The organism is Isoptericola sp. AK164 (assembly GCF_029643425.1).
Classification (GTDB): domain Bacteria; phylum Actinomycetota; class Actinomycetes; order Actinomycetales; family Cellulomonadaceae; genus Isoptericola; species Isoptericola haloaureus.
On record NZ_CP119106.1, the window covers coordinates 1,446,948 to 1,464,968 of the forward strand.

An 18,021-nucleotide genomic window follows, 5' to 3' on the forward strand; every position below is an offset into this window, starting at 1 on the left:
TGTCCTGCGTGAACGCACCCCGCAGCACGACCAAGCTCGCCGTGGTCGGCGCCGGTTCCGTCGGCGCCACCCTCGCCTACGCCGCGCTGGCGCGCGGTACCGCGCGGACCGTCGCGCTGATGGACGTGAACAAGTCCAAGGTCGACGCCGAGGTGCTCGACCTGCAGCACGGCGGCATGTTCGTCCCGGAGGCCGAGGTGATCGGCTCGGACGACGTCGAGGTGTGCCGCGGCGCCGACGTGGTCGTCGTGACCGCCGGGGCGAAGCAGCAGCCGGGGCAGTCCCGCCTGGACCTCGCCGAGGCCACCATCGGCCTCACGCGCAAGATCCTGCCCGGTCTGGTCGAGGTGGCCCCCGACGCGATCTACCTGATGGTCACCAACCCGGTCGACGTCGTCACCTACGCGGCCCAGCAGATCTCCGGCCTCCCGCCGGAGCGGGTCTTCGGGTCGGGCACCGTCCTGGACTCCTCGCGGCTGCGTGCCGCGCTGGCCGAGCACTGCGGCGTGGCGACGGCCAACGTGCACGCCTACGTCGCGGGCGAGCACGGCGACTCGGAGATCGCGCTGTGGAGCTCGGCGCGCATCGCGGGCGTCCCGCTGCTGGAGTGGGAGCACCTGCCGGGCCGGCCGCCGCTGGACGACGCGGCGCGGGCAGCCATCGCCCGCGACGTCGTGGAGTCGGCGTACAAGGTCATCGCCGGCAAGGGGGCCACCAACTACGCGGTCGGTCTCGCGGCGACCCGCATCGTCGAGGCGGTGCTGAAGAACGAGCACCGGGTCATGCCGGTCTCGACCCGCGTGGACGGGTTCCACGGGATCGACGGCGTCTGCCTGTCGATGCCCACGCTGGTCGACTCGCGCGGCGCGACCACCGTGATCGACACGCCGGTCTCCGACGAGGAGGCGGCCGGTCTGCGTGCCTCGGCCGAGAGCGTGCGCGCCGTGCTGCACCGCTTCGGGCTCTGACCCGCCCCGGTCCGGTGCGGAGCACCGCACCGGACCGCCGGGCGCCCGGTCGACCGACCGGACGCCGCGCGGTCAGAGGCTGCGGAGCACCGCCACCACGCGACCCAGGACCTGCGCCTCGTCGCCGGCGATGGGGGAGTAGGCGGGGTTCTGCGGCAGGAGCCAGGTGTGCCCGTCCGCCTGCTTGAAGGTCTTGACCGTCGCCTCGCCGTCGATCATGGCGGCCACGATCTCGCCCTGCTCCGCGACGTTCTGGCGTCGGACCACGACCCAGTCCCCGTCGCAGATCGCGGCGTCCACCATCGAGTCGCCGGCGACCTTGAGCAGGAACAGCTCCCCGTCGCCCACGAGCTGGCGCGGCAGCGGGAAGACGTCCTCGACGACCTGCTCGGCCAGGATCGGCCCACCGGCGGCGATCCGGCCGACGAGGGGGACGTAGGACGGTGCCGGCGTCTCCTCGCCCTCGCCGTCCGGCGTCGGCGCGGCGGGCACGGGCGGTGCGGGGGGCGCTGTGGTGCTGGCGGTCCGGCCGGTGTCCGGGTCGACGACCTCCATCGCGCGCGGCCGGTTCGGGTCGCGGCGCAGGTAGCCCTTGCGCTCGAGCACGGTGAGCTGGTGCTTGACGGACGAGGGGCTCGCCAGGCCGACGGCCTCGCCGATCTCCCGCATGGTGGGCGGGTAGCCCCGTGACTCGACCGACTCGCGGATCGTGGTGAGCACGCCGCGCTGGCGCGCGGTGAGCCGGTCCGGTCCGGGGGCGAGCTCCGAGACCGACGCCAGGCCGTCGCCGGTGCCAGTCCCGTCGTTGTGCTGTCGCGTCGTCATGCGTCGCTCCCGTCGTGCCGTGTCTGGGTGCGGGGACAGGCCCGCCGGGGTGAACCCGACATTCCTGCCATCCCGCTGCGGTCAGCCTAGGCCAGATCACCTGCGACATCAAACATCTGTTCGACATCTCTCGACTCGTGTCGCCGTGTCGTGGTATCAATAAAACACGTGTTCGACGAACATGTGTTCCACGAACGTCTGTACGAACGAACTCGAGCCGGAGGGACGGGCGTCATGACCACGATGACGGCACACCCGAGCAGCGTGCAGGACAGGTGGGGGCTGACCGGGCTGCGGCTGACGGTCCGCGGACGCGTCGTGCTGGCGGTGCTGGCGGTGGCGGTCAGCCTCCCGCTGGCCTTCGCCGGGGGGCAGGCGGTGGCGGGCTCGCCCGGCGAGCCGCTGGAGGTCCGCCTGCACACGGTCGCGCCCGGGGAGACGCTCTGGGACTTCGCGACGCCCCTGACCGATCCCGGCCAGGACGTGCGTGACGTCGTCGCCGAGCTCCGTGACCTGAACGGTATGACGGAGTCGTCCCTGCGGGTGGGGCAGGTGCTGGTGCTGCCGAGGTCGTAGCCGGCGCGGGCTGTGTTGCACCGGAGGCGGGCCTGCGCATACTTTCGTCGGGCAGCCGGGCAGGGGCCCGGCACCGACCGCAGGAGACCTCGGATGCACTGCCCTTTCTGTCGGCACGCCGACTCGCGCGTCGTCGACTCGCGGACCTCGGACGACGGTGCGTCGATCCGCCGACGCCGTCAGTGCCCCGAGTGCCAGCGCCGGTTCACGACGATCGAGACCGCGAGCCTGTCGGTCGTCAAGCGCTCCGGCGCGACCGAGCCGTTCAGCCGCGAGAAGGTCGTCTCCGGGGTCCGCAAGGCCTGCCAGGGCCGGCCCGTCAGCGGCGACGACCTCGCGCTGCTCGCGCAGCGGGTCGAGGAGACGTTGCGCTCCAGCGGCAGCGCCGAGATCGATGCCTACGAGATCGGTCTGGCGATCCTCGGACCGCTGCGGGAGCTGGACGAGGTGGCGTACCTGCGGTTCGCCTCGGTCTACCAGGACTTCGACTCCCTGGAGGACTTCGAGGCGGCGATCACCTCGCTGCGGGCGGAGCGACTCGAACGCGAGTCGTCCGCCGCGCAGCGTACGGAGGGGTGAGCGCGCCTCAGTGCGCGGCCGGACCCGGAGGGAACTCCGGCCGGTCGAACGCGTCCCGGATCCGCAGGCGCACCGTGGTGTCCATCGCCATGAGCTTGCTCGAGGCGCCGCGGTGGGTCACGTCGGAGATGTCGGTGACCACGTAGCCGAGCTCGCCGTGCGTGGCCAGCATCTGGGCCTCGATGTTCGCGCCGTGGTCGGCGAAGACCTGGTTGACGGCCGCCAGCACACCCGGCACGTTGCGGTGCAGCAGGGCGATGCGGCCCACGCCGGTGTGCTCGAGCTGCAGGTTGGGCAGGTTGACGGACAGCGTGGTCGATCCCGTGAGCAGGTAGTCACGCAGCTTCTTGGCCACGAACAGACCGATGTTCTGCTGGGCCTCCTCGGTCGACCCGCCCACGTGCGGGGTGAGGATCACGTTGTCCAGGCCGCGCAGCGGCGACTCGAAGTGGTCCCCGCGCTTCTTCGGCTCGGTCGGGAAGACGTCGACGGCCGCACCGGAGAGGTGGCCGCTGAGGATGTGCTCGCGCAGCGCCTCGACGTCGACGACGAAACCGCGCGAGAGGTTGAGGAAGATCGCGCCCGGCTTCATGCGGGCGAACAGGTCGTCCCCGAACAGCCCGGCGTTCCCGGCGCGTCCGTCGACGTGGATCGTCACGGTGTCGGAGACCTCGAGCAGCTCGCCGAGGGTCTCGACCCGGCGGGCGTTGCCGAGGGCCAGCTTCTCGGAGGTGTCGAAGAAGACCACGTTCATGCCGAGGTTCTCGGCCAGCACCGACAGCTGGGAGCCGATGTTGCCGTAGCCGATGATGCCCAGCGTGCGGCCGCGGACCTCGTGCGACCCGTCGGCCGTCTTGTCCCACACGCCGTCGTGCAGCGCCTTGTCGCGCACCGTCAGCCGGCGGGTCAGGGCGATGATCTCCGAGACCGCCAGCTCGACGACCGAGCGGGTGTTGGAGAACGGGGCGTTGAACACGGCCACGCCGTGGCCGGCGGCGGCCTCGAGGTCGATCTGGTTGGTGCCGATCGAGAACGTCCCGACCGCCAGCAGACCGGGGGAGGCCTCGATCACCCGGCGGGTGACCTGGGTCTTGGACCGGATGCCGAGGATATGGAAGTCCGCGAGAGTCTCGATCAGCTCGGACTCGTCGAGGGCACCGGGTCGGGTCTCGACCTCGATGCCCGCCGCTTCCAGGATGGCGACGGCGTCAGGGTGGATGTTCTCGAGAAGGAGGGCGCGCAGCACGACCCTATGGTGCGCCTCCCGGGGCGTCGGGGCCAAACGTGTCTCACCCCTCGTGCACGAGCCCCGCCGGCAGGTCCGCGGCGTGCACGACGACCAGACGCTGGGTGGGGCGCGTCATGGCCACGTAGAGGTCTCCCCAGCCGCCGGCCCCGGCGGCCACGGCCGCCGGCTCGACGACCACGACCGCGTCGAACTCGAGCCCCTTGATCTCCCGCGGCGGTGCGACGAGGACCTGGGCGTCCTCGGGGCGCTGCCGGTCCAGCCGTGCGGCCTCGTCGGCGCCGAGGGCGTCGGCCACCGCGGCGGCGACCGGTGCGCGCAGTCCTGCGACGGCGTCCTCGGGGGCGATGACGGCCACCCGTCCGGCGCCGTCGGGGTCGACGTGCTCGCGCGCCTCGGCGGCGACGCGGCGTGCGGTCTCGGCGACGAGGTCGTCGGTCGGCGCGACGACGAGGGCGTCGGCCACGTCGCGGGCGGCCGTGAGCGGGGACACGGGCAGCCCGGCCTCGACCGCGACGCGCTGCGCGGTCGTGGCGACCTCGGCCGGGGTCCGGTAGGAGACCGTCAGCTCGTGCAGGCGCCAGCCGTCGCGCAGGACCGACCCGAGGGTCTTCTGCCACGAGCGGGACCCGGCCGCGGACGAGGTCTGCGCGACGTCCCCGACGATCGTCAGGGAGCGGCTGGGCACCCGGCGCACCAGGGTGTGCCACGCCATCGGGCTGAGCTCCTGCGCCTCGTCGACCACGACGTGCCCGTAGGTCCACGACCGGTCCGACGCCGCGCGCTCCGCCGTCGTCAGGGTGGGTCCGGACTCGGCGAACCGCGCCGCCAGGGTCTCGGCGTCGACCATGCCCTGGCCCGCGCCGGAGCTCTCCAGCATCTGGCGGGCGTACTCGACCTCGGCCGCGCGGCGTGCCTCGGCGGCCTGGGCCTCGGCCCGCGCGACGGTGTCGTCCTCGCCGAGCAGCTCGGCCGCCTCGTCGAGGATCGGCACGTCGGACTCGGTCCAGCGGGCGCCGCGGTCGCGGCGCAGCGCGGCCCGCTCGTCCTCCGTCAGCTCCGGTGCTGCCTCCGCCAGCCGGTGCGGCTTGGCCCACAGGTCGGCCACGAGCCGCTCGGGCGTGATCGGGAACCACGCGAGGTTGATCGCCACCCGCACGTCCCGGTCCGAGCGCAGGTCCTCGGTCAGCACCGCGAGGTCGTGCTCGGTCACCTCGCGCTGGGTGCGCTCGCGGTACTGCTCGACCAGCTTGCCGAGCATCTCGCGCACGAAGGTCGCGCGCGCCTCGTTGTGCGGCTTGTGCGTGCGGCGGGCGCGCGCCATCGCGTCGCGCACGTCCCGGCGGCGCACGTGCAGCTCGACACCGTCGATGCGCACCGGCACGTCCTGCGCGGGGACGCGCTCGCGGGCGCGCACGGCCCGCTTGATCGCCGCGCGCCACAGCAGCCGGCCCTTGATCTCCGCGGCGGCGGGCGTCTCGACGCCGTCCGCGGTCAGCCCGGGCAGCAGCTCGGCGATGGTGGTGGACACCACGCCCGTCTCGCCGAGGGAGGGCAGCACCTGGTCGATGTAGCGCAGGAACGCGCGGCTGGGACCGACGAGCAGCACGCCGGAGCGCTCGAGGAGCCGGCGGTGGGCGTACAGCAGGTAGGCGGCGCGGTGCAGGGCCACGGCGGTCTTGCCGGTGCCGGGCCCGCCCTGCACGACCACGGCCCCGCCGAGCTCGTCGCGCACGATGCGGTCCTGCTCGCCCTGGATCGTCGCCACGATGTCGGACATCCGGCCGGTCCGGCGCCGCGCCAGCGACGCGAGCAGCGCGCCCTCGCCCGACAGCGTGGAGACGTCGAGCCCGTCGTCCACGGCGTCGAGGTCCAGGACCTCGTCCTCCAGTCCGGTGACGGTCCGCCCCGTGGTCACGACGTGACGGCGCCGACGCACGCCGTCCGGGTGCCGTGCGGTGGCGCGGTAGAAGGCCTGGGCGGCGGGCGCGCGCCAGTCGGTGAGCAGCGTGCGGTGCTCGTCGTCGGTCAGGCCGATCCGGCCGATGTACCGCTCCTCGCCGGTCTCGAGGTCCAGCCGTCCGAAGGCGAGCCGGTCCTCGACGGCGTCCAGGCGGGCCGCCCGGTCCGCGTACATGGTGGCGAAGGCGTCGCGCTCGCTGCGGTTCTGCGGCGATCCCGACGGCCCCTCGCGCCGGACCACCGCGAGCCGCTCGCGCGCGGTGGCGCGCAGCTCGTCCAGTCGCTCGTAGAGGCGGTCGACGACCACCTGCTCGCGCGCCAGCTCGTCGTGCCTGCCCGCCACGCGTCCTCCCGGTGCTGCTCGGTGTGCGGCCGACCATCATTCCACGTCCGGGCGCCCTGTCGTGCGTGCGGTCGGGGTGATGTGCCACGACGCGCCGCCCGCGGCCGGTGACGTGGAGCACACTGGCGCATAGGATCACCCGCATGAGCAGCGGCGACGGGGGTCACGACGGCGCCGAGCCGGCGGACGGGTCGCCGCCGTGCGTCCTGCTGGTCGAGGACGACGACGGCGACGCGGTGCTCGTCGACGAGCTGCTCGCCGACGCCGAGATCGACGTCGAGCTGCGCCGTGTCGTCTCGGTCTCCGAGGCCGAGGACGAGGTCGCCACCGGCGCGGTGGACTGTCTCGTGGTCGACCTCGGGCTCCCGGACGCCGTCGGTCTGGACGCCGTGCAACGGCTGCGGCGGGCGGGCACCCGGCACGCCGCGCCGCCCGCCCTGGTGGTGCTGACCGGTCTCGGCAGCGTGGACCGGGGCGTCGAGGCGGTCGCGGCCGGCGCCGACGACTACCTCGTCAAGGGCGAGGTCGGACCGGACCTGCTCGGGCGGTCGTTGCGGTACGCCCTGCAGCGGCGCCGGTCGGTGGCCCAGGAGCGCGCGCTGTACCGCAGCGAGGTGCGGGCGGCGGAGACCGAGCGGCTCGAGAAGGCGCTGCTGCCCCGGCCGCTCGTCGAGGACCCCGCGGTCTCGGTGATGGTGGGCTACCTGCCCGGCGGGGAGGGGTTGCTGGGGGGCGACTTCTTCGACACGGTGGAGACGGCGGACGGCCGGGTGCTCTCGGTCATCGGCGACGTGGCGGGTCACGGGCCGGACGAGGCGGCGCTCGGGGCGACCCTGCGCACGGCGTGGCGGACGCTGGTGCTCACCGGGACGCCGCCCGAGGAGATCTTCGCGGGGCTGGAGACGGTGCTGCGCACCGAGCGGGCCCGGCCGGAGATCTTCGTGACGCTGTGCCAGGTGACGATCGCCGCCGACCGGTCCACCGTCGACGTCTGCCTCGCCGGGCACCTGGCGCCCATGCTGCTCACGGGGCCCGTCGGCGCCGTGCGCTGCACCGTCGTGCGTCCGGTCGAGCGCGGCCGGGCGCTGGGCGTCCCGGTGCCCGGGGAGTGGCCGACGCAGCGGATCCCCCTCGGCGAGCCCTTCGCCGTGCTGACCTACACCGACGGGCTCGTGGAGGCGTCGCTGGCCGCCGAGGATCCTCCCGGTCCCGCGGCGGGCGGACGACGGCGCGGGGCGCTGCGCGTGGGCGTGGCCGGCCTGGCCGACCTGGTCCAGGACGAGCTGGACACCGACGGGATCGTCGGGATCGTCGAGCGCGTCCTGCGCCGGGTGCGGCGGCTGCACGGCGGCCCGCTCGTCGACGACGCCGCGATGCTGGTCGTCGGGTGGACCGGTGCCGACGACGTGCCGGGGGAGCGGTCCTCGACCCTGGCCGACTCGGTGGAGTGGGCCCGATGAGCGCGTCGAGCTCGGTGCTGGACCGCGTGCGTCGGCTGCTGCGGTGGGCGACCGCCGCTCTCGTCGGCGGCCTCGTGGTCGCGGTGGTCGCCACGCTGTTCTCGCTGCAGCTGCTGACCGCGGGGGCGGACGCCGAGGCCATCGACGACGCCAGGGTCTGGAACGAGGTGCTCCTCGCGGTCGTGCTCCTCCTCGGCGGTGTCGGCGTCGCGGTGGCGTTCGCGGTCTGGCGGGAGGTGCGCGTGGGCCTCACGACGCCGCTGGCCACCCTCGCCGCCGAGGTGCGCGCCGCCAGCACGGGCGAGCACGACCACGAGATCCCCCTGGTCGGCTCGGGCGAGGTGGCGGCGTTGTCGCGCGACGTCGAGGACATGCGGCGCGAGCTCGTCGCCCAGGTGGCGGACGCCCGGGCGGCCCACCAGGAGGTCGAGGACGCCCACGTGCGCCTGCGGCAGCAGGCCGCCGAGCTGGAACGGTCGAACCGTGACCTGGAGCAGTTCGCCTACGTCGCCTCCCACGACCTGCAGGAGCCGCTGCGCAAGGTGGCCAGCTTCACCCAGCTGCTGCAGAAGCGCTACGGCGACCAGCTCGACGACCGCGCCGACCAGTACATCGCCTTCGCCGTGGACGGCGCCCACCGCATGCAGCGGCTCATCCAGGACCTGCTGAGCTTCTCCCGGGTCGGCCGGTCGGGGGAGAAGCGGGAGCGGGTGGACCTGGCGGACGCCCTGGACCACGTCCTGGCCGACCTGTCCGAGCGCATCGCGGACAAGGGGGCCGAGGTGACCACCGACCCGCTGCCGGTGGTGGAGGGCGAGCGGGGACCGCTGACCATGCTGCTGCGCAACGTGGTGGGCAACGCCCTGAAGTTCTCCCACCCGGACCGGCCGCCCCGGGTGCACCTGTCGGCCCGTCGGGTCGCCGGACCGGAGGGCGACGAGTGGGAGCTGACCTGCGCGGACAACGGGATCGGCATCGACCCGCAGTACGCCGACCGGGTCTTCGTGATCTTCCAGCGGCTGCACCCCAAGGAGGTGTACAGCGGCACCGGCATCGGCCTGGCCCTCGTCAAGAGGGTCGTGGAGCACCACGGCGGCCGGGTGCGGATCGACACCGGCGTCACCGAGGGGACGACGATCCGCTGGACCCTGCCGGCGTCCGACTAGGGTGTCGTCCATGACGGATCAGCAGGTCGGAATCGAGGTCCTCCTGGTCGAGGACGACCCGGGTGACGTGCTCATGACCCGGGAGGCCTTCGCCGAGCACAAGGTCGCCAACCGCCTCTGGGTGGTGTCCGACGGCGTCAGCGCGCTGCAGTTCCTGCGCAAGGAGGGGGAGCACGCCGAGGCGCCCACCCCCGACCTGGTCCTGCTGGACCTGAACCTGCCGCGCATGGACGGCCGCGAGGTGCTGGCCGAGGTCAAGCAGGACGCGGCGCTGCGGCACATCCCCGTGGTCGTCCTGACCACGTCGGAGGCGGAGGAGGACGTCCTGCGCTCCTACAGCCTGCACGCCAACGCGTACGTGACGAAGCCGGTCGACTTCGAGCGCTTCATCGACGTCGTGCAGCAGATCGACGAGTTCTTCGTCTCGGTCGTGCGCCTGCCGCAGCGCTGAGCGTCCCGGCCGGGATGATCTGACCGCCGCCGTCGGTTGTGGCCCGCGAGGGGTGCGACCGCACCCGGCAGCTGGTGCGAAGGAGGAACGGTGCAGGACCCGCAGAGCATCTACGAGGTGGATCACGACGCGGTGGAGCGCACCCTGGGGACGTCCGAGGACGGCGGGCCCGCGTCGGCGCCCGTGCTCGTGCACGCCGTGCGGGGCTTCGTCGACGCCGGCGCCGCCGGTGAGCTGGCGGCGGAGCACCTGCTGGAGCGGTTCACGGCGACCCGGCTGGTCACCTTCGACGTCGACCGGCTCGTCGACTACCGCTCGCGACGGCCTCCCATGACGTTCGACGCGGACCGGTGGGCCGGCTACGACGCCCCCGAGCTCGTCGTCGACCACCTGGTCGACGACGAGGGCACGGGCTTCCTGCTGCTGCACGGCGTGGAGCCGGACCTGCAGTGGGAGCGCGCCGCGGCGGCGGTGCGCGGGATCGTCGACGAGCTGGGCGTCTCCCTGACCGTCGGCCTGCACGGCATCCCGATGGCGGTGCCGCACACGCGCCCGCTCACGCTGACGGTGCACGGGACCCGCGAGGGTCTGGTCGACGACCACGCCTCCTACTTCGGCCGGGTCCAGGTGCCGGGGTCCTGGGAGGCCCTGCTCGAGTACCGGCTCGGGGAGACCGAGCACGACGCCATGGGGTTCGCGGTGCACGTGCCGCACTACCTGGGGCAGTCGCGCTACGTGCCGGCGGCCGTGGTGGCCCTGCAGCAGCTCGAGAAGGCGACGGGGCTCGCCCTGGCCACGGGCGGGCTCGACGAGGCCGCCGGGCAGGCCCGTGTGGAGGTGGCCGAGCTGGTCGCCGACAACGAGGAGGTCGCCACGGTCGTGCACCAGCTCGAGGAGCAGTACGACGCCTTCGCCCGGTCGGTGGGGCGCACGAACCTGCTCGCGGAGGACTCCGCGCTGCCCACGGCCGACGAGCTGGGCGCCGAGTTCGAACGGTTCCTCGCCGAGCGCGGGGACGAGTAGCACGGGGCGGCGTGGGTCGATGAATCATGATGTTTCGCCTGGGTGACACCTGGCGGTCATGGGGCACGATTCCGTGCAAACCGACGTGATCCGTGCCACACTGACCGGCGTCGCATCGGCGTAGCAGCGCACGAACCGGCGTCGGCGTCCGGTGCGGCGGCGGGTGCCCGTCCGGGGCGCCCGTGCACCGGACGGAAGGTCGAAGGATCAGCATGGCGCAGGGTTCCGTGAAGTGGTTCAACGCTGAGAAGGGCTACGGGTTCATCGCCCAGGACGGCGGCGGTGCCGACGTCTTCGTGCACTACTCGGCGATCCAGACGCAGGGGTACCGCACCCTGGACGAGGCCCAGCGGGTCGAGTTCGAGATCACCCAGGGTCCGAAGGGCCCGCAGGCGGAGCAGGTCGTCCCTCTCTGAGGCGAACCGCACCAGCGCAGGCCGTCTCCCGCGTCGGGAGGCGGCCTGCGTCGTTCCCGGGCGCCGCTCGCCGCCCGTCCGGTCGGACGTTCGCCCCGGGGGCTCAGGGCAGCGGCGCGGCCCCCGCGACGAACCGGGACAGCTCCGCTCCGGCGAGGACGTGGGCGGGGACGGCCAGCGACCGCAGCGCGCGCCCGAGGTCGGCGGCCCGCACGTCGAGCGACCCCGGTGCGTCCGGCGCGGCGTCCGGCGCGGCGTCCTGCTCCGGCGAGGTCACGGCGACGATCGTCACGTTGCCGTACCGGCGCCCCTTGAGGATCGCCGGCTCGGCGACCAGGGCGAGCCGGCCCTGACCGATCGGGTCGTCCCCGAGCGCGTCCGCGACGGACGCCACCTCGCGCCGGGCCGTCGTCAGGGGTGGCCGGTCGGCGCAGTTGGCCAGCAGCAGCCCGCCCGGTCGCAGCGCCCGGACGCACGCGTCCGCGAACGCCCTGCCGACCAGGTGCTCCGGGGTGGTGTCGCCGTCGAAGACGTCGCGGACCACCACGTCGGCCAGGCCGGGCGTGAGGCCGGACAGCGCGCGGCCGGCGTCGTCGGCGCGCAGGCGCAGGGCGGGGGAGCGGGGCAGGTCGAACCAGTCGCGCACCAGCCGCAGGAGCTCGGCGTCGATGTCCACGCCGATCTGCCGCGACCCGGGCCGCGTGTGCTCGACGTACCGGGGCAGGGCGCAGCCGGCCGCTCCGAGATGGACGGCCCGCACCGGTCCGGCGGGCAGCGCGTCGACGACGGCGGCCATCTGCTGCAGGTACTCGAAGGCGAGGAAGCCGGGGTCGGCCAGGTCCAGGCAGGAGCTCGGCACGCCGTTGACGTGCAGGGTCAGGCGCTGCGGGTCCTCCGGGTCGACCTCGACGCGCGCCGTGCCGGTGTCGATCGGCACCTCCTCCCGGGGCAGTGTCGGTGCCTCGCGGGAGGATCGGTCGCGACGGGCGCGGCGGGAGCGTCTGGCCATGGCCGACATTCTCTCGCGACCCGGGATGTTGACAGGAGTCGAACAGGTGTTCGACGATGAGGGTGCGGGGCGAACCCGCCCGGGGTCAGGAGGTCTGTGATGTCCGCACGTGACGGAGTCCCGGCGCCGGAGCGCGTCCAGCAGCTGCTCGCCCGCGCCGACGCCGAGCTCGCGGCCGCCGTGGAGGCGCACGACGCCGGCGACCGTTTCGTGCATGCCCACCTCGCCGCGCTGCGTGCTGCGGCCGCCGTCGTGGCCTGGCACGGGGACGCACCGCGCAGGGGTCGTGCACGGCCCGTGTGGGAGCTGCTGAGCGGGGTCGAGCCCGAGCTGGCCGCGTGGAGCGTCTACTTCGCCTCGGGGGCGCGGCTGCGTGCCGTGGTCGACTCCGGCCACGGGGACGAGGTGCCGGCTCGTCGCGCCGACGAGCTGCTGGCCTGCGCCGAGGACTTCCGCGACGAGGTCGGTCTCCGGCTCGACCCGCAGGCCGGCTTCACGCTCACCGGCGTGCACGGGCCGTCGACGGCGGCGTCATGAGCCGCGGTCCCCGCTCCGCCGCCGTCCGCCGGGACTGGGGGACGGACGAGGAGGGCGCGACGGTCCTGCACGTGGACATGGACGCCTTCTTCGCCTCGGTGGAGCTGGCGCGCCGGCCGGAGCTGCGTGGTCGACCGGTGATCGTGGGCGGGCGGGACCGGGGCGTCGTGCTCGCCGCCACCTACGAGGCCAGGGCCTACGGCGTGCGGTCCGCGATGTCGATGACGCAGGCCCTGCGGCAGTGCCCCCAGGCGGTGGTGGTCCGCCCGGACCACCACGCCTACCGTGACGTCTCCCGGTCGGTCATGGAGATACTCGGCGACATCACCGCGGTCGTGGAGCAGGTCTCCGTCGACGAGGCCTATCTCGACGTGGCGGGTGCTCGCCGTCGGCTCGGGCCCCCGACGGCGATCGGGGCGGCGCTGCGCGAGCGCGTGCGCGCCGAGCACGGGGTGACGTGCTCGGTCGGGATCGGGCGGAACAAGCTCGTCGCCAAGCTGGCCTCCACGCACGCCAAGCCCGACGGCATGCTCCTCGTGCCCCGGGACGCGACGGAGCCGTTCCTGCGCGCCCTGCCCGTGGGGGCCCTGAACGGGGTCGGGGACAAGACCGAGGCGGTGCTGGCGCGGTGGGGGATCACCACGGTCGCCCAGCTGGCCGACACCGAGGTGGACGTCCTGCGGGCCGCCGTCGGGCCCGTGGCGGGACAGCACCTGCACAACCTCGCCTGGGGCCGGGACCCGCGGCCGGTGGTGGCCGGCCGCGCGGAGCGGAGCATCGGCGCGGAGACGACCTTCGAGCGTGACGTGGCCGACCGCGAGGAGCTCGTGCACCGGCTGCGCGAGCTGGCCGACCGCGTGGCCGCCCGGCTGCGTCGCCACGAGGTCGTCGCCCGGACGGTCACGCTGAAGGTGCGCACCAGCGACTTCCGCACCGTGACCAGGTCCCGGACGGTGGAGACCCCGACGGACGTGGCCCAGGAGCTGTTCGCCGTGGCCCGCGAGCTGCTCGTCGGTGTCGACCTGGGCGGGCTGGCCGTGCGGCTCGTCGGGGTGCGCGGGGAGAACCTGCGACCCCGGACGGGGCTCTCGAGCCAGCCGACCCTGTTCGACGCCGAGGACGACCGCAGCGGGGCCCGTCGCGAGGCCGAGCTCGCCGTCGACGCGGTGCGCGCGCGCTTCGGGACGTCCGCCGTGGCGCTCGGTGCGTCGTTCGCCCCCTCGTCGACTACCATCCATGGTTCAGCGGGCATATCCTAGAAGCACGTCAGTCGACCACACAGCGAGATCGGGGGGCCCGATGCCTCTGTCGGAGTACGAGCAGCGCGTTCTGGAGCAGATGGAGCGCGCGCTGGAGAGCGACGACCCCCGGCTCGCGACCACCCTCCAGCAGTCGCGGCGGCGTTCCCCGCTGCGTTTCGTGCTCGCCGGGGTCGGTGTCGTCCTCGGCCTGCTGCTCCTCGTGATCGGTGCCGCCTCGCAGATGGCGTGGCTCGGGGTGGTCGGCTTCGCGCTGATGTTCGCCGGTGTCGCGTTCGTCTTCGCCGCGCCCCGCAAGAAGGGCCCCCAGGGCGTCGTCAAGGACGACGGCAACGTGACTCCCTCGGCGGCGGCGTCCGGCGGTACCCGGACCGCCAAGCCCAAGCCCAAGAGCGCCGGGTTCCTCGACCGGCTCGAGGAGCGCTGGAACAAGCGTCGCGACGAAGGTCGCTGAGCTCGGCGCGTCCCTGACGTCCCCGACCTGAAGCCGGGCGGACGCCTCTCGTCGGACGGTCTCGCCCCCGGCCCCGACGATCTCGTCGGCCGACGCGGTCGCGTTGCCCGGCTCGGCCCGGCCTCATCGCTCGGTCCGCCCGGACGCCAGGGTCGCGCGGTCAGCGCCCCGAGGTCACGCCCCGCCGCGCACGCCGCGCCTCGGCCAGTCCGTCGGTCACGGTCTCGGCCAGGGCCGCGAGGTCGGTGTCGGTCTCGGCCTCGTCCGGGGCGGCGTACCGGCTGTGCTCGACGGCCTCGGCGATGCGGTGGAGCCCGTCGCGCACCTCGGGGGAGGGCTCGCGGCCGTGCGCCGCGGTGACCGCCGTGACGATGGCCTCCGGGGCCTGCCGGGGCGTGGTCGGGGGAGGCAGCGTCACACCGTCGCGGGCGAGCGCCGCCAGGACCCGTTCCCACGCCCTCTCGGCGTCGACCGGGCCGTCGTCCCGACGGCGACGCAGGAGGACGACGCCGGCGGCCGCGGCACCGAGCACCACGAGACCGACGACGGCCCACACCCAGACGGCCGGACCGTCGGCGTCGGCGCCGCCGGAGACCGCGATCGGGGGTGCGGACGCCGCCGGCTGCTGCTCCTGGCGCTCCTCGGGCGGCACCTGCTCGGGCACCGGCGGGACCTGGTCGGCCTGCTCCTGGGCTGAGGTGCCGTCGTCCCGCGGCGTGGTGTGCTCCGGCGGGGCGCCCGTCTGGATCGCCGGCGTCGGCTCGAACCGGACCCAGCCGGCTCCCTCGAAGTAGAGCTCGGGCCAGGCGTGCGAGTCCTGCCCGGTGACCTGCCAGGTCGACGAGTCCTCGGACTCCTCGACGGTGTCGCCGGGCAGGAACCCGACGCCGAGGCGGGCGGGGATGTCCAGCGTGCGGGCCATCATCGTCATCGTGGTGGCGAACTGGACGCAGTAGCCCGTGCGGTGCTGCAGGAAGTCCCACACGGGGTCACCCGTCCCGCCCCGCGGGAGCTCGGTCGAGTAGGTGAAGGACGACGGGTCCCGCAGCCACTGCTGCAGCGCGACCGCCTGGTCGTAGGCGGTGGGGGCCTCGCCCGCCACCTCCGCGGCGAGCGCGGCGACGTCAGCGGAGTGCTCCGTCTCGGGCACCAGCAGGTAGGCGTCGACGGCCGTGCCGGGGCCGGCGGCGCGCAGCCGCTCGGGGTCGAGGTCGCGGGGGCGGACCGAGACGGCGAAGGTCTCGCCCTCGTCCGTCCGGTCCCCGACGACCTCGTCACGGATCCCGTCGTAGCCCCAGGTCCCGGTGGCGTCCACCCGGCGCGGCTCGCCGGGCACCGGGAGCTGGTCGTCGCGCAGCGACCCGATCGTGACCGCCACGTCACGCGCTCCGGCGAGGTCGCCCTGGTCGACGTCGTCGGGCCACAGCAGGTCGTCCGGGCCGAACGGCTCGCCGGTGCGCTCGTCGCCCCGCTGCCAGCGGCGGCCGTCGAACGCGGAGGTCGTGTAGGTGCGCCAGGGGCCGACGCCCTCGGACGGCCCGGTGTAGGTCAGCACCACCTCGCCCGACCGCTCGGTGAGGCTCCCGAGCACGTCCAGGTCCTCGGAGAGCTGGATGGCGTCGCCGGAGGTGGTGAACGCCTGGTACCAGGCGCCCGCGTACCCCGGCAACGAGTCCGAGGCACTGGCCACGAGCCCGGCGCCGAGGGCCACCACGACGGCCACCGCGGTGGTGACCACCGAGCGGAACCCCTCGGCGCGGCGCACGGAGGCCGGGGGGCGCTCGGGGCGGCGTGGCCGTGGGCCCCCGCGCGGCGAGACCGTCAGGAGGAGCAGCAGCGCCGCCACCACGACGACGAAGACGGTGCGGGGCACCTCGCCGACCAGCACCAGGGGCGGGGCCCACAGGGCCAGCAGCGGCAGCCCGACCCCGGCGTACCAGTGCAGCCCGCCGGCGAGGGCGTCGGCCAGCAGCAGCACCGCGAGCGTTCCTCCGACGGTGAGGAGGGCGATCGGCAGCGTGCCCGGCACGGGCGCGACCTGGGAGCGGATGATCTCCCCGGCCTCGCCCAGGCGCGCCACCACCCGGCCGAGGTGCTCGGGTCCGACGAGCAGGTCGGGGTCCGACGTCGGCGCCCCGAAGCGCGACAGGACGAACCAGCCGGCGACCGCGGCCCCGGCGAGGGTGGGCAGCGCCGACCCGGACCCGGTCTCGGTGGTCCCGCGACGGCGGGCCCGTGCGTCCGTCAGCCCGCGGGTCACGGTCGTGGCGACCGAGACCAGCACGATCCCGAGCAGGCCGGTCCGCACCCACGGGCCGGGCAGCACCAGCTCGGTCAGCGCCGTCATCGACGCGGCGACGGCCAGCGCGACGAGGAGGCCGGTGGCCACGAGCCGCACGACCGGACCGGTGTACGGGGGGATCATGCGACACGCTCCGTGACGGCGGACCACACCCGTTCCGGCGGGGTGCCCGGTGCGCAGGTGGTCACCCGCCAGCCGGCGGCCCGCAGGTCGTCCGCCGTCGGGTCGACGTCGTGGCGCATCCCCTCGGCCCGCGGGACGACGAGCAGCGCCCACGACACCCCGTCCGCCCCGAGGGAGGCGATCGCGTGCCGTGCCGCGCCCGCGGTCGGGCCGAGGACCGCGACGGTGATCTCGGACTGCGTCCGGTCGGCGCGCAGGGCCGCCACGGACTGCTCGAGGGCGCGTTCGGCCGCGGTGCCCCGCAGCCCGCTGAGGTCCACGGTGGCGTCCAGCACCACGGCCCGTCCGGTCTGCACGCCGGTGACGTGCGTGAGCGGGTGGTGCGCGCCGCCGGTGGCGGCCAGGCGGGTCGGGTGGCCCGCCTCGAGGAACGAGGTGGCGATCGACGCCGCCAGCTCGACCGCCCACTCGCCGTCGGCGACGGCGGCGTGCGTCGGCGCCCGGCCGCCGGGACGGTCCTCCGCGGCCGGCGCGAGCAGGCCGCTGTCGAGCAGGACGGTCACCGGGCGCAGCCCCGCGCTCTCGTCGGCCCGCACCATGAGGCGTCCCTGGCGCGCCGAGCCGGCCCAGTGGACGCGGCGCGGGTCGTCGCCGGCTACGTACTCCCGGATCACCGAGTCGTCGGAGGAGGCGAGGCGTGCACCGGCGGCGGCGCGGTCGACGTCGCCCAGGGCGGCGTTGCGCGCGGCCACCCGGGTGGTCCGGGGCCACACCGACACCGCGGTGCTGGTCCCGAGCGGTTGCGTGGTGCGGGCCAGCCCGAAGACGTCGGTCCGCGTGGTCAGCACCGGACCCAGCGCCCAGCGCCCGCGTCGCACCGGCGCGATCGCGTACTGCACCGCCACATGGTCGGGGTGCGCGCGCACCTGCGCGCGGATGCCGTGCGGCCCGGCCAGCTCGTGCGCGGCCTGCTCGGACAGCCGCAGCCGGGCGAGCCGTTCGAAGGCTGCCCCGGTGCGGGCGCGGGCGCGCACGACCAGACGGGTGGTGGCCTGCTGCCCCGCGACCACGGGGTGGGGTGCCAGGTGCCGTTCCACGTCGAGGGCGCCGCGGCCGGCGTCCAGGCGCTGCAGTCCCAGGGAGACCCAGGCGGCCGCCACGACGAGCAGGGCCGCGGCCCCGAGGCCGACGAGGTCCGGCAGGTCGAGCACGACGCCGACCACGGCGAGGACGAGGCCGGCGCAGACCAGCAGGGCTCCCCGTGCGGTCGGGCGCACCCGCACGAGACGCCGGAGCGCGTCCCGGACCTGCTCGACCGCCAT

At 74.6% G+C, this 18,021-nt stretch carries 17 protein-coding genes; 11 read left to right on the forward strand and 6 right to left on the reverse strand.

Features of this window, described 5'->3' with window-relative positions; all coding sequences use genetic code 11:
- Window positions 1-8: 8 nt before the first annotated feature.
- Window positions 9-968: an L-lactate dehydrogenase gene (locus PO879_RS06615; RefSeq protein WP_278237124.1), complete on the forward strand. Its 960-nt coding sequence runs from the start codon at window positions 9-11 to the stop codon at window positions 966-968.
- Window positions 969-1,040: 72 nt separating this feature from the next.
- On the opposite strand, the gene lexA is transcribed toward PO879_RS06615, so the two are convergent.
- The gene (gene lexA / locus PO879_RS06620; RefSeq protein ID WP_278237125.1) at window positions 1,041-1,793 is read right to left on the reverse strand and encodes a transcriptional repressor LexA; all 753 of its coding nucleotides are present in this window, start codon (window positions 1,791-1,793) and stop codon (window positions 1,041-1,043) included.
- 234 nt (window positions 1,794-2,027) lie between these two features.
- Between lexA and PO879_RS06625 the strand changes: the two genes are divergently transcribed.
- Window positions 2,028-2,369: a LysM peptidoglycan-binding domain-containing protein gene (locus tag PO879_RS06625; RefSeq protein ID WP_278237126.1), complete on the forward strand. Its 342-nt coding sequence runs from the start codon at window positions 2,028-2,030 to the stop codon at window positions 2,367-2,369.
- A gap of 93 nt (window positions 2,370-2,462) precedes the next feature.
- On the forward strand, window positions 2,463-2,948 hold the full coding sequence (gene nrdR, locus PO879_RS06630) for a transcriptional regulator NrdR (protein ID WP_278237127.1): 486 nt from the start codon (window positions 2,463-2,465) through the stop codon (window positions 2,946-2,948).
- A gap of 7 nt (window positions 2,949-2,955) precedes the next feature.
- Here nrdR and serA read toward each other — a convergent pair whose 3' ends face one another.
- Both serA and PO879_RS06640 read right to left on the reverse strand, forming a co-directional pair.
- Window positions 2,956-4,194, reverse strand: a complete 1,239-nt coding sequence (gene serA / locus PO879_RS06635) for a phosphoglycerate dehydrogenase (protein WP_278237128.1) — start codon at window positions 4,192-4,194, stop codon at window positions 2,956-2,958.
- A 43-nt stretch (window positions 4,195-4,237) separates the two neighbouring features.
- Window positions 4,238-6,499, reverse strand: coding sequence for an AAA family ATPase (locus PO879_RS06640; RefSeq protein WP_278237129.1), 2,262 nt, complete (start codon window positions 6,497-6,499; stop codon window positions 4,238-4,240).
- A 143-nt stretch (window positions 6,500-6,642) separates the two neighbouring features.
- Here PO879_RS06640 and PO879_RS06645 point away from each other — a divergent pair, with 143 nt between their 5' ends.
- The 5 genes from PO879_RS06645 to PO879_RS06665 all read left to right on the forward strand — a co-directional run bounded on the left by PO879_RS06645 (window position 6,643) and on the right by PO879_RS06665 (window position 11,015).
- Complete coding sequence (locus PO879_RS06645; protein WP_278237130.1) at window positions 6,643-7,959, forward strand: fused response regulator/phosphatase; 1,317 nt, start codon at window positions 6,643-6,645, stop codon at window positions 7,957-7,959.
- Window positions 7,956-9,125: an ATP-binding protein gene (locus PO879_RS06650; RefSeq protein ID WP_278237131.1), complete on the forward strand. Its 1,170-nt coding sequence runs from the start codon at window positions 7,956-7,958 to the stop codon at window positions 9,123-9,125. Before PO879_RS06645 ends, PO879_RS06650 begins: the two co-directional genes overlap by 4 nt.
- Before the next feature lie 10 nt (window positions 9,126-9,135).
- Window positions 9,136-9,576 (forward strand): response regulator, encoded by a 441-nt coding sequence (locus PO879_RS06655; protein WP_278237132.1) that lies wholly within the window; start codon window positions 9,136-9,138, stop codon window positions 9,574-9,576.
- Window positions 9,577-9,666: 90 nt separating this feature from the next.
- Complete coding sequence (locus tag PO879_RS06660) at window positions 9,667-10,599, forward strand: PAC2 family protein (RefSeq protein ID WP_278237133.1); 933 nt, start codon at window positions 9,667-9,669, stop codon at window positions 10,597-10,599.
- A gap of 212 nt (window positions 10,600-10,811) precedes the next feature.
- Window positions 10,812-11,015 (forward strand): cold-shock protein, encoded by a 204-nt coding sequence (locus PO879_RS06665; RefSeq protein ID WP_278237134.1) that lies wholly within the window; start codon window positions 10,812-10,814, stop codon window positions 11,013-11,015.
- A 103-nt stretch (window positions 11,016-11,118) separates the two neighbouring features.
- Here the strand turns inward: PO879_RS06665 and PO879_RS06670 are convergent, their stop codons facing one another.
- Window positions 11,119-12,024, reverse strand: coding sequence for a fused MFS/spermidine synthase (locus PO879_RS06670; protein ID WP_278237135.1), 906 nt, complete (start codon window positions 12,022-12,024; stop codon window positions 11,119-11,121).
- A gap of 99 nt (window positions 12,025-12,123) precedes the next feature.
- Here PO879_RS06670 and PO879_RS06675 point away from each other — a divergent pair, with 99 nt between their 5' ends.
- From PO879_RS06675 to PO879_RS06685, 3 genes are read left to right on the forward strand one after another with little or no spacing between them, the layout of a single operon-like run.
- Window positions 12,124-12,561: an SAV_6107 family HEPN domain-containing protein gene (locus PO879_RS06675; protein WP_278237136.1), complete on the forward strand. Its 438-nt coding sequence runs from the start codon at window positions 12,124-12,126 to the stop codon at window positions 12,559-12,561.
- Window positions 12,558-13,820, forward strand: a complete 1,263-nt coding sequence (locus tag PO879_RS06680) for a DNA polymerase IV (protein WP_278237137.1) — start codon at window positions 12,558-12,560, stop codon at window positions 13,818-13,820. The genes PO879_RS06675 and PO879_RS06680 overlap by 4 nt, the downstream gene beginning before the upstream one ends.
- Before the next feature lie 40 nt (window positions 13,821-13,860).
- Window positions 13,861-14,274: a DUF3040 domain-containing protein gene (locus PO879_RS06685; RefSeq protein WP_278237138.1), complete on the forward strand. Its 414-nt coding sequence runs from the start codon at window positions 13,861-13,863 to the stop codon at window positions 14,272-14,274.
- A gap of 160 nt (window positions 14,275-14,434) precedes the next feature.
- Here the strand turns inward: PO879_RS06685 and PO879_RS06690 are convergent, their stop codons facing one another.
- Window positions 14,435-16,699, reverse strand: coding sequence for a transglutaminase domain-containing protein (locus PO879_RS06690; protein ID WP_278237139.1), 2,265 nt, complete (start codon window positions 16,697-16,699; stop codon window positions 14,435-14,437).
- On the reverse strand, window positions 16,696-18,021 hold the full coding sequence (locus tag PO879_RS06695; RefSeq protein ID WP_278237140.1) for a DUF58 domain-containing protein: 1,326 nt from the start codon (window positions 18,019-18,021) through the stop codon (window positions 16,696-16,698). Before PO879_RS06695 ends, PO879_RS06690 begins: the two co-directional genes overlap by 4 nt.